The organism is Arthrobacter sp. LAPM80 (genome assembly GCF_046736435.1).
GTDB lineage: Bacteria > Actinomycetota > Actinomycetes > Actinomycetales > Micrococcaceae > Specibacter.
In genome coordinates this window covers 11,671-26,578 of record NZ_JBCHVD010000020.1, presented here as the reverse complement: position 1 = coordinate 26,578, position 14,908 = coordinate 11,671, and the positions used below count along the sequence as shown (strand labels likewise).

General features: G+C 63.3%; 10 protein-coding genes. 3 read left to right on the top strand and 7 right to left on the bottom strand.

What is annotated here, in order from left to right; all coding sequences use genetic code 11:
• The first annotated feature begins 31 nt into the window (after positions 1 to 31).
• From AAGW05_RS15865 to AAGW05_RS15855, 3 genes are read left to right on the top strand one after another with little or no spacing between them, the layout of a single operon-like run.
• The gene (locus tag AAGW05_RS15865) at positions 32 to 535 is read left to right on the top strand and encodes a methylated-DNA--[protein]-cysteine S-methyltransferase (RefSeq protein ID WP_411805529.1); all 504 of its coding nucleotides are present in this window, start codon (positions 32 to 34) and stop codon (positions 533 to 535) included.
• Positions 536 to 1,123: an RNA polymerase sigma factor gene (locus AAGW05_RS15860; RefSeq protein ID WP_411805528.1), complete on the top strand. Its 588-nt coding sequence runs from the start codon at positions 536 to 538 to the stop codon at positions 1,121 to 1,123.
• Positions 1,116 to 1,727 (top strand): methylated-DNA--[protein]-cysteine S-methyltransferase, encoded by a 612-nt coding sequence (locus tag AAGW05_RS15855; RefSeq protein WP_411805527.1) that lies wholly within the window; start codon positions 1,116 to 1,118, stop codon positions 1,725 to 1,727. The genes AAGW05_RS15860 and AAGW05_RS15855 overlap by 8 nt, the downstream gene beginning before the upstream one ends.
• A gap of 91 nt (positions 1,728 to 1,818) precedes the next feature.
• Here the strand turns inward: AAGW05_RS15855 and AAGW05_RS15850 are convergent, their stop codons facing one another.
• From AAGW05_RS15850 to AAGW05_RS15820, 7 genes are all read right to left on the bottom strand, one after another.
• The gene (locus AAGW05_RS15850) at positions 1,819 to 2,796 is read right to left on the bottom strand and encodes a hypothetical protein (RefSeq protein ID WP_411805526.1); all 978 of its coding nucleotides are present in this window, start codon (positions 2,794 to 2,796) and stop codon (positions 1,819 to 1,821) included.
• A 198-nt stretch (positions 2,797 to 2,994) separates the two neighbouring features.
• Complete coding sequence (gene proC / locus AAGW05_RS15845) at positions 2,995 to 3,831, bottom strand: pyrroline-5-carboxylate reductase (RefSeq protein ID WP_411805525.1); 837 nt, start codon at positions 3,829 to 3,831, stop codon at positions 2,995 to 2,997.
• Positions 3,832 to 4,148: 317 nt separating this feature from the next.
• Positions 4,149 to 4,997, bottom strand: coding sequence for a sugar phosphate isomerase/epimerase family protein (locus AAGW05_RS15840; RefSeq protein WP_411805524.1), 849 nt, complete (start codon positions 4,995 to 4,997; stop codon positions 4,149 to 4,151).
• Positions 4,998 to 5,003: 6 nt separating this feature from the next.
• Positions 5,004 to 5,990 (bottom strand): Ppx/GppA family phosphatase, encoded by a 987-nt coding sequence (locus AAGW05_RS15835; RefSeq protein WP_411805523.1) that lies wholly within the window; start codon positions 5,988 to 5,990, stop codon positions 5,004 to 5,006.
• A gap of 117 nt (positions 5,991 to 6,107) precedes the next feature.
• Entirely contained in the window at positions 6,108 to 9,695 is a 3,588-nt protein-coding gene (locus tag AAGW05_RS15830; protein WP_411805522.1) for a family 20 glycosylhydrolase, read from the bottom strand.
• A gap of 289 nt (positions 9,696 to 9,984) precedes the next feature.
• Positions 9,985 to 12,762 (bottom strand): type I DNA topoisomerase, encoded by a 2,778-nt coding sequence (gene topA, locus AAGW05_RS15825; RefSeq protein WP_411805521.1) that lies wholly within the window; start codon positions 12,760 to 12,762, stop codon positions 9,985 to 9,987.
• A gap of 205 nt (positions 12,763 to 12,967) precedes the next feature.
• Positions 12,968 to 14,614, bottom strand: coding sequence for a methyltransferase (locus AAGW05_RS15820; RefSeq protein ID WP_411805520.1), 1,647 nt, complete (start codon positions 14,612 to 14,614; stop codon positions 12,968 to 12,970).
• Positions 14,615 to 14,908 lie beyond the last annotated feature (294 nt).

Sequence of the window (14,908 nt, the reverse complement as noted above, 5' to 3'; positions counted from 1 at the left end):
GTGCGGCGTCTACAGGGCAGGAGGTAATTTGATGGTCAGGCACATGGATATTGGCTCGCCCCTTGGACTGCTGACGCTGGTGGAGAACGACGCCGGACTGCAGGCCGTGTACATGACCGAACACACGCGGCGGCCGGCTTTGGCGACATTGGGGCAGCTTGTTACTGACTCCCCTGTTCTGTCCGCCGCAGCCGACCAGCTGGGCGAGTATTTTGCCGGCGCAAGGCGGGAGTTTTCACTTCCACTGGCGCCCCTCGGCAGCCCGTTCCAGCACCGGGTCTGGGCAGCGCTGGCTGAAATTCCCTACGGCGAATTGCGCACGTACGGCCAGCTGGCAGCCGGGTTGGGCGACAAGTCGATGGCTCAGGCAGTGGGTTCAGCCAACGGCCGGAACCCGATCAGCATCATCGTCCCCTGCCACAGGGTGGTCGGCGCTGACGGGTCGCTCGTGGGCTACGCAGGCGGGCTTGACTGTAAGGAATACCTGCTGGAGCTGGAAAACACCTCCCGGGTCCACACCGAGGCGCTGTTCTAAGTGAGCAGGACCGACGGTGCATCGTCTCCGTTGCCGCCCTTTGAGGTCCTCGTCTCCACCCACGGCGCCACGGTGCTGCGTGTCTGCCGGGTCCTGGTGGGCGCAGGCGACGCCGACGACCTCTGGCAGGAGACGTTTCTCGCGGCCCTGCGGGCCTATCCGACGGCAGCAGAGGTCCTAAATTGGCAGGCCTGGCTTGTCACGATAGCCCGCAACAAGGCTGTGGACCATCACAGGAAGACCCTCAGGCTCCCCATCCCGGCGAGCGGTTCAGGGGTGTCGGATGAATCCGACGGGATCTTTTCGGCCCGTGCGCGCATAGGCGAGGCCGGGCAGGGTGGCGGTGACGGCGTCGTACGTTCCGTTGAAGCCCGTGGCGAGGCAGCCATTGTATGGGCGGCGTTGGGAAAATTGCCGCCCGCCCAGCGTGAGGCGGTGGTCTTTCACCACCTTGCAGGCTTGCGGTACGCGGAGGTGGGCCGACTGCTGGGAAAGTCGCCGGAGGCCGCGCGCAGGGCCGCGTCCGAAGGTATGAAGTCGCTGCGCCGTGAACTGGCGCACGTTGAGAGGGATTTTGGCCATGACTGACTATGAGTTTCCGGCAGAATTATTGGCCGCGCAAGAAGTCCGGGATGCGGATTTGGAGCGTCTTGGCGCCTCCTTGCGTCTTGCCGCGGCGGCGGAAGGGCTGGTGGACGTTGCCTATCGGGTGGTGGATTCCCCCGTGGGGCCGCTGCTCCTGGCCGGAACAGGGCTGGGCCTGGTGCGTGTGGCGTTTGCCCGCGAGGGACATGAAGCGGTGTTGGAACAGCTCTCCAAAGCCGTGAGCCCGCGCATCCTCGCGGCACCTGCCCGGCTGGATCTGGCGGCCCGGGAAATGGACGAATACTTTTCCGGCCGTCGCCACAGCTTTGACCTGGACCTGGATTTCAGGCTGGCCAGCGGGTTCCGCCGCGAGGTCCTGGCCCATCTGCCCGAGATTGGGTACGGCCACACGGCCAGCTATGCCGCCGTGGCAGCCATGACGTCCAGCCCGCGGGCCGTGCGGGCTGTGGGAACTGCGTGTGCACGCAATCCCCTGCCGCTGGTGGTCCCCTGCCACAGGGTGATCCGCTCGGATGGCAGCCAGGGAGCCTATCTGGGCGGCACGGAGGCAAAATCGGTGCTCCTGGCCCTCGAAGCAGGGCAATGACCCCCTCTCTCGGCATCCATGACGTCGAAACGGACATCCGCTGTGGATATATCAGCAGCGGATGTCCGTTTCGCAGTCCTCGGGCCCGAATTCAGGTGGATTTCCGGGCACTGACCTGCGGCAGACCCGCGCCGCGCAGCAGCTGAACCAGTCGTTGGGGATTTTTCAGGTCCTTCCATTCCCACCGAACCACGTTGTAGCCGAGTGCACGGAGCCGGTTCTCGCGGTTTTTTTCCTCAATCACCACTTGAGCAGGCGTCCTGCCGTTGAGGTAGCGCTGGGCGGAGTACTTTTCGTGGCCGTCAAATTCACCAAGCGTCTTGAACTCCTCCCAGTCGAAGTCGGGAAATCCAATCCGCCCCAATCCGTCCCGGAACTCCGCCTGAAGGACGGGCGTGGGGAAGCCGTTTTGGATCATGATGGCCCTGCTCCAGGATTCGCCCGCCGATTCGGACCTGCCATCCGCGACTCCAAGAACCCTGCGTGCACGGTTCCGCTGCGTTGCATTGGGCAGCATGGTGATGGCTTCTTCCACGTTTCCAGCTGTGAAAGCCAGCTGCACGCCGGCCGGGGATCCGGGAAGGATCTGCTGTGCCAGCAACTTGTCCATGGCCGGCAGGGAATGAATCAATGGCAGGTGAACGGCCAGATCCCTGGCCGTTTGCACCGGCGGTGTCAGCAGCAATCCAAACATTTCCCACGGTTCCGGGTCACCGGCGATCGCCTGCGAGCGTTGGACCCCGTTGCCGCTGCGCCCGCCGTCCTGACCTGGACGCACGAGCGTGTGTACTCTCGGGGACGCGGACGTCAACGGCAGGCCCATGATCTGTGCCGCAGATTCACGGGCAAAAACCGGACTTCGGACAGCCAGCTCGTGCACTGCCTGTATCCGCATGCGGTATTTGTGCCAGGGCGGCAGCGCCTCCCACTCCTCGCTGCGCAGGTACAGTCCGTGGCGAATCCGGACCAGTTCACCGGTTGCGGCAAGTCTGGAGAGCTGACGAGACCCGTTTTCACTGACGAACTTGCTCGGGGCAGTGATGAACGGAAGCAGTTGGAAGGTGTTCATCACTCCATGGTGCGACCAACCATCAATCCTGCCTGCGCTGCCACCACCAAATGTGGACACTGCGGCGCGCTTTTGCGTCTGTGGAGGAGCCTGGTCCGGGAATCCACCTGAATTCGGCCGCCAGGACTGCGAAACGGTCATCCGCTGTTGATATATCACCAGCGGATGACCGTTTCGACATCCCGACGCGTTTGCCTGCTACTTGGCGGAGAGCTCCGCCGTGATCGCGGCGGCACGAGCGGCGGCGGCCTGTGCACCGGCAAGGATGATTCCTGGCAGCCCTGCCCTGTCAAAGCTGGCAATGGCCTGCTCGGTGGTGCCGTTGGGGCTTGTGACCGCTCGTCGCAATTCGGTTGCATTGGCTCCGGGTTCGGCCAGCATCATGCCCGCCCCGGCGACGGTTTCACGCGCAAGAACTTGGGCGATGTGCGGCGACAGACCAAAGTCCTCGGCGGCCGCAGCCATGGCCTCGGCAAGGTAAAACGCGTAGGCCGGGCCCGAGCCGCTGATGGCCGAAACCGCGTCCTGCTGGTCTTCAGGGACGTCCAGGACCACGCCTGACCCGTCAAACACCTCATGGGCGGCCGCCAGGTGGTGTTCGTCAACGCTTGACCCTCCGGACAGGGCGACGACGCCGCGGCCAACCTTCAGCGGTGTGTTCGGCATGGAGCGCACCACTGGCTGCCCCGGGCGCAGCGCACCTTCCAGCTGTTCCAGTGAGACAGCTGCCGCAACGCTGATGACCACTGCGCCGGGATCAAGCGAGTCGGCAATTTCGCGGCACAAGTCAATGGTTCCCACGGGCTTCACGCCGAGGATCACCACGCCTGCACCCTCGACCGCCAGGGAGTTGGCCCCGGCTTCCTCGTTCGAGGCAAGGGCGGTGACACCATGAATGGTGGCAAGTTCATTGGCCCGTTCCGGGCGGCGCACAGTGACCACAACCGACTGTGGCGGCACCCCGGCGGCCAGCATGCCACCCAGGATGGCTTCACCCATTGAACCGCAGCCAAGAAACACAATCTTCTTCATCATTCCTCCATCTTTATTTGCGGCGGCACTGCATGCAACCGGGCAGCCGCTTCAAGACCCGGAATCACAAACTTTTGGCCACTAAAATCACTTAATGGCAAACGCACAGGTGGCGCCCCGGCTATTCTCAAACGCCGGCCGTAATCTTTTAAATACCTCATAAGGGTGCGAGTGATGATCGGACTGGCCTTGTCCTGAAGGCCAGTCAAATCGCCGGAGATCTCGCCAGTGATTCCCCCCATCCACTGGTGAAAAAATCTCCGGCGATTTCACTTTAAGGCCAATTTTCGTACAGGCTGAACCGGCCCGGCGTCTTCCGGCTACGCGACGCTCTGGCCCAGGTGTACGCGGGCAAACTCCAACGTTTCAGCCAGCCATTCCTCGCGCTGCCCGGCACCCTTGGCCTTGCGCGTGGAGATTTCGGCGACCACTGCGCCGTCGAACCCGTTGTGGGCAATGTGCTGGAGCACCTCGACACACTCCTGCGTGCCGTGGCCCGGAATGAGGTGCTGGTCCTTGGTCGACGGCGAAATGCCGTCGGTGAGGTGAACATGCCGCAGCCTGTCACCCAAGGCCCGCACGGCATCCAGGCTTGAGGCGTCGGCGGTTGCCGCGTGCGAGAAGTCCCAGGTGACGTCGCGGTAGTCCTGAAAAACCGGGTCCCAGTGTGGCAGGTAGGCCAGGGCCTCGCGCCCACGGACACGCCACGGGTACATGTTTTCCACGGCAATGCGAATGCCGAAGGCGTCTGCGATGTCCCGTACGCCATGGGAAAACGTTTCGGCGTAGTCGTTCTGCCAACGGAACGGCGGGTGCGCAACCACCACTTCGGCGCCCACATCCACAGCCATCTGCGCTGATTTCTGGATTTTGTTCCAGGCATTGCCCCACACCTGCTGCGTCAGCAAAAGCGTGGGTGCGTGGATGGCGAGAATGGGTTGGTCGTAGCGTTCAGCCAGACGGTTCAGTGCCGACGCATTCTGGCTGTCGCCGTTGTGTGTCACGAGCACCTCGACGCCGTCGTACCCGAGATCGGCCGCCACGGCGAAGCCGTCGTGCACCGACAGGGGATAAACCGAGGCCGTGGACAGCGCCACGGGGATGTGCCTGCGCGGTCCTGCAGGCATATCCGGGGTCGCGTCAGGGGAATTCGTGGGTTCCTGCATCATTTTTGCCTACTTCTTTTCCGAATTGCTGAGCTTGCCTACGTGCGCGGGTGGATCCAGCGGGCCGTCAAAAACCAGCTGGTCCAGGCGCCGCAGGATCAATCCCTCCCGCAGTGCCCAGGGGCTGATTTGCATGCTTGTCACCTTGAACATCTCAAGCGCGCTCTGCGCCACCAGCGCGCCGGCGAGCACCTGCTGGGCCCGCGCGGCCGAAACACCGGGCAGGAACAGCCTATCGGCGGACGACATGGCAGACAGCCGCTGGGACCACAGCCCCAGGTCGCTCAGGTGCAGTTCGCGTCGCACATACGGTCCCATGGACGACGGCGCTGCTCCCGTGATGCGCGCCAGCGCCCGGAAGGTCTTGGATGAGCCGGTGACGATGTTCGGGGCGCCAAGTTCCCGGGTTGCGGCAATGGGTTCCCGAAGGGTGTCCTTGATGTACTTGCGCAGGAATTTGATGCTCTTGGCCGTGGGCGGGTCCTCGGCCAGCCATTCGCGGGTCAGGCGTCCGGCCCCCAAGGGCACCGAATGCGCCAGGTCGGGCAGTTCGTTGCTCCCCTGGGAAATTTCAAAGGATCCACCGCCGATGTCAAGGTTCAAGATGGTGCCGGCGCCCCAGCCATGCCAGCGCCGCACCGCGAAGAACGTCATGGCCGATTCCTCTTCGCCCGTGAGTTCGGTCAACCTGATGGTTGTTTCATGCTGCACCCGGTCGAGCACGGCCGCGCCGTTGGTGGATTCCCGGATCGCGGAGGTGCAAAATGCCAGGAGGTCCTTGGCCTTGTGCTTGGCTGCAAACTCCCACGCCTCGAGAATGAACTCAATCAGCTCGTGCTGGCCCTCGTCGGTGATGTTCCCTTCGTCATCGAGGTACTTCACCAGGCTCAGCGGGCGCTTGTGGGAGGCGTATGGCACGGGGTTCGCCCCTGGGCGCGCATCAACCAGCAGCAGGTGGACTGTATTTGAGCCAATGTCGAGCACGCCTAATCTCATAATCCCATTATTGACCCTCGACAGCCCTTAGATGTGACAGGCCGTCCGGTGGCGAAGCATATGGCGTTGCTTCGACACCGGACGGCCTTTGTTGGCGGCTGGTTGCGCTACCGGTTGTTACTTGTGCAGACCTGCCCGACGGCGGTTGCCAAGGACGATCCCGGCGCCCACCAGTGCCATCAACAGTGCTGCACCCCACAGTGATGTGGTGTTGGCACCTGTATGGGCCAGGCCATCGCCGTCCTGCTGCACGGCTTGGCTGGGCAGGACGGTGAAGGAAGCCTCAACCGACCGGCCGGACAGTTCGCCGGTGAGGGTGACAATGTGCTGGCCCAGGTCAAAGCTGGCCGGAACTGTCCAGGTGAAGGAGACGTTTCCACTGGCATCCGCAACGGAAGTCCCCAGGTCCACGGGGGTGCTGTGAACGGTGCCTGTGACCTGTTCCCCGGGCTGGAATCCCGAACCGGTCAACGTCACCGACTGGCCCTGGCGAACGTCCTTGGCCACGACTGCGGCGGCCGGGTTCGTGGTCGTGGCAGTGGCCGCGGGAGTGGTCCCGGCTGGGGTGGTTGCTGCCGTGGTGCCGGCAGGAGCCGACGTCTCAGGGTCGGTTTCAGTCGGGGCGGTCGTCGCCGGGGCAGACGCCGTCGTCGTCGCCGGGGCAGGCGCCGTCGTCGTCGCCGGAGCGGTCGTCGCCGGGGCCGTCGGTGCAGGCGCCGTCGTTGTCGCCGGTGCGGTCGTCGCCTGTGCGGTCGTCGCCGGGGCAGACGCCGTCGTTGTCGCCGGAGCCGTCGTTGCAGGCGCCGTCGTCGTCGCCGGGGCAGACGTCGCCGGAGCCGTCGTCGCCGGAGCCGTCGTCGCCGGAGCCGTCGTTGCAGGCGCCGTCGTTGCAGGCGCCGTCGTTGCAGGCGCCGTTGGAATCAGAGCTGGGTCAACTGCGTCTACAGTCAGCTCTGCCAAGGTGGTCCACGGCTTGTTCGCCTGTTCGGAAAGTGCCTTCAGGGTGAGGTAGCGGCCAACCGCTGGCGTTTCAAGGGCCACAATCTGCAGGCTGGCGAGGTTAGGGAAGGCGCCCTGGGCAACTTTGCTTCCCACACTTCCTGCAGTGTTGCTGACGTAGAGCTCGTAGTCCTTGATCCGGCCGTTAGCAGCACCGGTGGAAGTGCCCTGGCGAGGAAGTGCATTGACGGCGCAGATGCTCATCTCCTTGCCCAAGTCCACCGTAATGGTGTGCGGCAAGGGCGCGTCGGAGGGGGTCCATGCTGTTCCCCAGAATGTGTTGGGATCCCCGTCGATGGCATTAGAGCCCGGAGTGATTTCTCCTCCGCCGTTGTTGAAGCTGTCCACAGTTGCACCGACTGGGCGCACCGGGGCAGCAGAGCAGCTCAACAGTCCGGTGGTGGTTGCAGCACTTGTCCGTGATTCGTCCCCCGCTGTGTAAGCGGTGGATGCCGTGACGGCGAAGTTTCCGTAGGACGCGCCGGCAGCCGGCGTGAGTGTAAAGCTGGCTGTCTTGGCTGTTCCCGCCGCGACATCACCCACTGTGATGGAGGATGGTGAAACACCCCAACCTGCCGGAACCGAGGGGGTGACCACGGCGCCAGTGATGATGCTCGTCGTGCGGTTGTCAACATTCACCGTGAGGGAAGCCGGGGTGCCGGCCACTGCGCGGGCGGGACCGGTGACACTGGTGGACACCTCGCCAGCCACGGTGAAGACGCTTGCAGGCAGGATGTCCGCTGGTTGCTGCGTCAATGCACCGGATGCGTTTACACTCAACGGCATCTGCGTGATGGCATTGCGGATCATGTAGCCGCCGTCGACCTTGAGAACTTCCCATTTTTGCAGGTTGTTCACGCGAGGATCCGTTGTGGTGCAAGCAGAAAGTGACGGCGCCAAGTTCTGGTCCATGGGCGCTTCCAGCCACAAGGTGCCCCCTGCCATGGCCAGGCATTGCCCATTCTCAGCAGTTATTTTGTAGTAGTTGTCATCGGTGGATGCCAGTGTCCAGGTTGTGTTAGCAGCCGTCGAAACAGTGACGCCGGAACCCGAAGCATTGACCGATTTACTGGCCGTGGAGATGGCGTAGCCACCATTGCCAAGCGGAGTGCGGGCGTAGCTGTTGTAACCGGGGGTACGCCCCAGGTTGTTCGTCAAGGCTGTGAACGATGCGAAATCATTGGTGGGCTTGGGGCTGCCCCACGTGCTCTGGGCTAGGAAGCGCATTGTCGCGAACATCTGTTTTTCCACCATGGCCTCGGTGGCCGCGGGAGTGTCATCGGGCCACGCTGAGAACTTGGCACCGAGAATCTTGCCCTTGCCGGGAACAACGGTAGCCGTTCGTCCGCCGTCGAACTTCTCCGGAGTCCAACCCGTGTTCCAGAGGTTCACCAGGTTAACGTTGAACTGGCCCGGACGATTGAAGTACAACCCCTGCATGGAGTTCTCCACGTCATGTCCCGCGTCGAGCAGAGCCTGCGGGGTCGGGCCGGAGTTGACCCAGTGCTCAACGATGATGTCCTTGTCCAGCGGGATGACACTGGAGGAGGGCACGCCGTCGTTCCAAATGCGCAACTGCTTGCCCTTGGACTTGACGTAAGCGTTGACCTGGTTCATGAACCAGATAAAGACATCCCCGGGCCCCGAACCGGCCGGGAACTTATCCGGATTCGCGGCAACAAAGGCAGCAAACTGTGAGTAATTGCTGTAACTGTCGCCGATCATGTACTCGTCACCGCCCATGTGCCAATAGGTCGAATCCGGGAAAGCTGCGGCGTATTCGTCGGCAAGCTTCGTCACCATTTCCAAGGCCTCAGGCTTGCTGATATCGAGCTGGTTCTCCTTCTTCACACCCGCATTGTTGACCAGCTGCAGCTCAGGGTATTTGTAAAGCCATGGGCGCATGTGACCGGGAGAGTTGACCTCAAGGACAAGATGAATATGGTACTTTTTGGCCCACGCACTGATTTGGGCAGCTTCGACCTTGGTGTAATACGACCAAAAGTTGGCGTTGGGGTAGGCATCCGATTTCAGCTTGGTTTCCAGCCACAGCTGGTTCAGCTTGTTATATGCCATGTCCTTCATGGTGCGTTCCAGGGATTCCATGGAAATCTTCAGCTGGCACGCGCACAGCCCTACACCGCGTTCCTGGTATCGGGGGACGTCGATGGAACTGCCCTTGTTAACGGTGTTGCCCTGGGCTAGAAGCTGCAGGATGGTCTGGGCTCCGTAGAAAGCGCCGGTGTCCGTTGCGCCGACAACCTTGACGGTGTTGCCAACAACGAGCTCATAGCCCTCTTTGCCAAGCGCTGCGCTGCGGGACGGATCGATGGCAACTTCTAGGTCTCCGGCAATGGCACCGATGGTAGCCGTTGCCACGCTCCGGTCAAGGACCAAGGAGAGCTGCTGCGCGAGATCGCCCGTCAACACGCCATCGGCGCCAATGACCTTGGCGCTGGCGCCAAGGGTGAACTGGCCGGTAGCAGCGGTCCAGGTTGAGAGTCCCGGAATTGTTTGGGGCGCACCGGCCGGTGTCAGCGGGACGGCACCGGCCGGTGCCGTAACGGCGAGCACTGCCGGCGCGAGCGCCGGTGCCACGGCGGCGTTCGCGCCCGGGAGCACTATGGCGGTGGAGGCCAGGGTCAATGCGGCCGCGGTCAAAGCCGCAACAACGGCATTCCGGCCCGTGCGATGGCGAATTTTCATATCTCCCCAGAAATGCTGGATTGGTCATATGGACTCGAGCACCCGGTCCTGCTGCCAACCACCAAAGGAACGTGATCCAAGACATAAAAAAGGGGGCTACTGGAGATATGTTACGGGTCTCATTGGATTAAATCCATAAGTTACCGATCTCATTTCGGTGTAAAACGAACATTATTGAACAATTCTTTAGGCTCGCCGAGACGCTCCGGAACCATGGCCGGGAATGCAAAAAGCCCCGCCGGGAGCGGGGCTTTTTGGATGTCCGGAACTGCCGGACGTTGCGGTCAGGCTACTTCTTTGCGGGAGCCTTCTTCTTGGCCGGGGCCTTGGCTTCGGGCTTCTTGGCAGGCGCCTTCGCGGTCCGCTTAACGGGTCCGCGTTCGCGCTTGTCGGCCAGGAGCTCGATGGCGGTTTCCCTTGTCAGCTGTTCAACTTCGGTGCCGCGCGGAACGGTGATGTTGGTGACGCCGTCGGTGATGTAGGGCCCGAAACGGCCTTCCTTCACCACGATGTTCTTCCCCGACACCGGGTCTTCGCCGAACTCGGCCAACGGAGCCACTGCCGCACGGGCACCGCGCTGCTTTGGCTGGGAGTAGATCTCCAGCGCCTGATCCAGCGTGATGGTGAAGATTTCCTCTTCGGTGCCGATGGAACGAGAATCCGAGCCCTTCTTCAGGTACGGTCCAAAGCGGCCGTTCTGAACGGTGATCTCGTTACCCTCGGCGTCGGCACCCAGAACCCGGGGCAGGCTCATAATGGCCAGCGCCTCGTCCATGGTGACGGTGTCAACCGTCATGGACTTGAACAGGGAACCCGTGCGCGGCTTGACCTTGACGGGCTTCTTTGGCGGCTTCGGCTTGCCGTTTTTGTAGTACTCGACCGGCTGGTTGGCGATGTCCTCCTCCGTCATTTCCGGGATGACCTCGGTGACGTAGGGGCCGTAGCGGCCGTTCTTGGCGACAACCGAGTGCCCAGAAACGGGGTCGACGCCGAGAACGCGTTCCTCGGGCGCGGCAGTGTCCATGAGTTCCTGCGCCTTTTCAGGCGTGAGCTCATCCGGGGCCAGGTCCTCGGGAACATTGGCGCGGGCGGCTTCGATGATCTCGCCGGTCTTGGCATCAACCGTGGGAACGGTGCTCTCCAGGTACGGGCCAAACTTGCCAACGCGCAGCACCAGCGTGTCGGTGATGGGCATGGAGTTGATCTCGCGCGCATCGATCTCACCGAGGTTGTTCACGATGTCCTGAAGGCCGCGGTTGTCGTCGCCGCCAAAGTAGAAGTGGGTCAGCCAATCGGAGCCCTGCTCCTGACCGTTGGCGATCCTGTCCAGGCCCTTTTCCATGCCGGCCGTGAACTCATAGTCCACGTAATCGGTGAAGTGGAGTTCCAGCAGGCGCACCACGGAGAACGCGATCCAGCTCGGCACCAGCGCCGAGCCCTGCTTGCGCACGTAGCCACGGTCCATGATGGTGGACAGGGTGGAGGCGTAGGTGGACGGGCGGCCGATGCCGCGCTCTTCCATTTCCTTGGTCAAGGACGCTTCAGTGAAGCGCGGCGGCGGTGAGGTGTCGTGGCCATTGGCTTGGACCTCGGCTGCCGAGAGCGTGTCATTTTCCTTGACGTTAGGCAGGCGGCGGTCGGAATCCTCCGAGTCGTTGCGGGACTCGTCACGGCCTTCCTCGTAGGCGGCCATGAAGCCGCGGAAGGTGATAACAGTGCCGGAGGCCGAGAACTCGGCGTCCTGGCCGTCGGCAGCGCCACCGACGGCGGTGGCGCCCAACTTGATGGTCGCCGTCGAACCCTTGGCATCGGCCATCTGGGATGCGACGGTGCGCTTCCAGATCAGCTCGTACAGCTTGAATTCGTCCTTGCCCAAGGCACTGGCCACCTGGGCCGGGGTACGGAAGGAGTCACCGGCGGGGCGGATGGCCTCGTGGGCTTCCTGCGCATTGGCTGCCTTGCTGGCGTAGACACGCTTGGCTGCCGGCACGAATTCGGGGCCGTACAGTTCCGAGGCCTGGCGGCGGGCGGCGTTGACTGCCTCCTCGCTCAGCGAGGACGAGTCGGTACGCATATAAGTGATGTAACCGTTTTCATACAGGCGCTGGGCGGTCTGCATGGTGGATTTGGAGGAGAAGCGAAGCTTGCGGCCGGCTTCCTGCTGCAGGGTCGACGTCGTAAACGGCGCGGCCGGGCGGCGGGTGTAGGGCTTGTGCTCGACCGAGCGGACGGCAAAGCTCACGTCCTGCAGGGCTGCGGCGAGGGCCGTGGCGGCGACCTCATCCAGGTGGGCGACGTTCTTGCCCGTCAGCTCACCCTTGTCGTTAAAGTCACGTCCGGAGGCGACGCGCTTTCCGTCGACGGCGGCCAGTTTGGCGCTGAAGGATTCGTGGGTGTCGGTGGTGCCGAAGGTTCCGACCAGGTCCCAGTAGCTGGCAGAACGGAACGCCATGCGCTCACGTTCGCGCTCAACCACCATGCGCGTGACAACTGACTGCACGCGGCCTGCCGACAGCTTCGGAGCGACCTTGCGCCAGAGCACCGGGGAGAGCTCGTAGCCGTACAGGCGGTCGACGACGCGGCGGGTTTCCTGCGCGTCAACCAGGTCCGTATCCAGCTCGCGCAGGTTCCCCAGGGCGCGCTGGAGCGACTCCTTGGTGATTTCGGCGAAGGTCATGCGGTGCACGGGAACCTTGGGCTTGAGCACCTCAAGAAGGTGCCACGCGATGGCTTCACCCTCGCGATCCCCATCAGTTGCGAGGTAAAGTTCGTCGGCGTCCTTGAGCTGCGCCTTGAGCTCCGCCACCTTCTTCTTCTTGTCGGAGGAGACCACGTAGTACGGCTTGAAGTTGTTCTCAAGATCGACGGCGAACTTACCGATCGAGGACTTTTTCAGCTCCGCGGGCAGCTCGGAAGGCTGCGGCAGGTCACGGATGTGCCCAATGGAGGCTTCGACAACGAAACCCTCGCCAAGGTACTTGGCGATGGTCTTGCTTTTGGCAGGGGACTCTACAATTACGAGCTTTTTGCCGGTCTTGGGCTTGCTGGCTGCTGCCTTGCTGGGCACTGTACTCCTACGGGGAATGAAAGGTGGACGAACGGCGTCCCCCAAGAGCCTAGTTCACCATATTTTTACCGCGAACGCGTATTGCTTGGGAAACCGGGTCAAAAAAATTGGCTATCTGCGGGACCCCAAGGAGCACTATCTTCGTTTTCTCCCTCGAAGGAAATACCGCTGGGGGGTGGGCATTTTCGGTTGGCCCGGGACTGCATTAGGCGGGCAGGAGGAACCCGTCCCGGAGCAGGTTGCACACGTCCGAGTACAGTCCGTCGGCAAAATCCGCATCCTCGCGTTCAAGCAACGAAGCCAGGGCGCCCACCAGCTGACCCACCGTGAGTTCGCCGTCGCTGGCCGAGACAAACCCCGCCAGCTCAGTGCTGAGCAGGTTGGTGCGTCGCAGGCCTGCACCCTGGCGCAGCAGGATCACCCCCGGGTGTTCGGCCCCGGGCTTTTGATGCCGTTCCTCGGTGACGTCATCGGCGACCACCAGGCGCTCGTCCATGATGGACTCCCGCGCGTCGATCCAGGCTTCCCTGTCAAGGGTGGAGGCTAGGTGCGGACCAACGGGTTGTTCGATCGGATAGAGGATTTCTTCAAAACGGGAGTCAGTGGAGAAGTTCCAGACCGGCCCGCCATCCGAGTCCGCAGCGTCAGGGCGGCGCAACAGGATGTAGCCAAAGCCAATTCCCACCACGTTGCGTGAGGCAAAATCCAGAAGATAGTCCTCGTAGGCGTCGATGTAGGCCTGCGAGTCGCGGCCCTGGGATGCGTCCTGGAGCCAGGTTTCGGCGTAACCGCCGGGGCTGACCTGTTCGCGTTGGATGAACCAGGCCTGCATCCCTTCCTTGACCCACTGCTTGGGGCGGGTGGCCCACCCGGCTCCGGTGCCGGCGTCGTCCGCGCCCTCCTGGATCTCCCAGTTGCCCAGCATCTGGGCCATACCTCCGGGCGCTAGGACTGACGGCAGTCCGCGCACCAGCGTTTCCACGATGGCATCACCGGCCAAGCCACCGTCCCGGTAGGTGAACTGCTCTGCGGACTCCTCGCCGCGGTGCCGGGGCGTGATGACGAACGGCGGGTTGGAGACGACAAGGTCGAAAGTCTCTCCCGCGACCGGCTCAAGGAGGCTGCCCAGACGCAGCGAAATCCGGGCGACCTCGTTGTGCGGGTCAAAATCGGTTGGCGCCAGGCCCAGCGAGGCGGCGTTGAGCATGAGGTTGAAGCGGGTGAACGCCAGTGCACGGGGGGAAATGTCGGTGGCCACGACCGACCCTGCCTGGTGGAGCAGGTGGAAGGTCTGGATGCCGCAGCCCGTGCCAAGGTCAAGGGCCCGGCCCACGACGCGGCGGATGGTGGCCTGCGCCAAGGTCAATGACGCCTGCCCGATCCCCAGTACGTGGTCCTTGCGCAGCACGCCGGGGCGCTGGTGCGCGCCGAGGTCGCTGGAAACCCAGAGGTTGGTGTCCCGGCCGCCATCTTCCGTGGCCGGCCAGCCGTAGGGGCGAAGGTCAACGGCCGCGCGGATCATGGCCTGGTCATGCGCCGATTCAACGAGCCCCAGTGCCGCTAGGGCGTCAACGCCGACGCCGGGCAGGGCCTTCCCGAGTTCCTCGGGGCTTACGTTCTGGGCCAGCAGCCACAGACGGACGACGACGGCCAGCGGCTCGGCGTTGTTGCGCAGCTCCAGCGTTGCAGGCACCGTCTGGTCCCGCCCCAGGGCCTGGTTGGCGTCATCGCCGAGGAGCTCCGCCACGCCGTCAACCGTGTAGTTGATGGCCATCAAGTCATGGGCCAGGGTGGCAAGCAGGTCCGGGTTGTCGCTGCGAGGAGCGTCGGGCACTGTGGCGAAATCAGTCATGCACCAAGCTTAACGAGTCGGCGGAGCCCCGCCGGGCCGGCTGGGCCCACGCTCGCCAGGTTCCCGGGAAATCGCGTCAGCGATTTATCGGGCCGGCGGGGCCCACGCTCGCCAGGTTCCCGGGAAATCGCGTCAGCGATTTATCGGGCCGGCGGGGCCCACGCTCGCCAGGTTCCCGGGAAATCGCGTCAGCGATTTATCGGGCCGGCTGGGCCCACGCTCGCCAGGTTCCCGGGAAATCGCGTCAGCGATTTATCGGGCCGGCTGGGCCCACGCTCGCCAGGTTCCCGGGAA

Bases quoted from the DNA above. Each gene is read 5' to 3' on its own strand.
- AAGW05_RS15830 (WP_411805522.1), bottom strand. From the start codon at position 9,695: ATGAAAATTCGCCATCGCACGGGCCGGAATGCCGTTGTTGCGGCTTTG.
- AAGW05_RS15820 (WP_411805520.1), bottom strand. From the start codon at position 14,614: ATGACTGATTTCGCCACAGTGCCCGACGCTCCTCGCAGCGACAACCCG.
- AAGW05_RS15840 (WP_411805524.1), bottom strand. From the start codon at position 4,997: ATGATGCAGGAACCCACGAATTCCCCTGACGCGACCCCGGATATGCCT.
- AAGW05_RS15850 (WP_411805526.1), bottom strand. From the start codon at position 2,796: ATGAACACCTTCCAACTGCTTCCGTTCATCACTGCCCCGAGCAAGTTC.
- AAGW05_RS15855 (WP_411805527.1), top strand. From the start codon at position 1,116: ATGACTGACTATGAGTTTCCGGCAGAATTATTGGCCGCGCAAGAAGTC.
- proC (WP_411805525.1), bottom strand. From the start codon at position 3,831: ATGATGAAGAAGATTGTGTTTCTTGGCTGCGGTTCAATGGGTGAAGCC.
- AAGW05_RS15835 (WP_411805523.1), bottom strand. From the start codon at position 5,990: ATGAGATTAGGCGTGCTCGACATTGGCTCAAATACAGTCCACCTGCTG.
- AAGW05_RS15865 (WP_411805529.1), top strand. From the start codon at position 32: ATGGTCAGGCACATGGATATTGGCTCGCCCCTTGGACTGCTGACGCTG.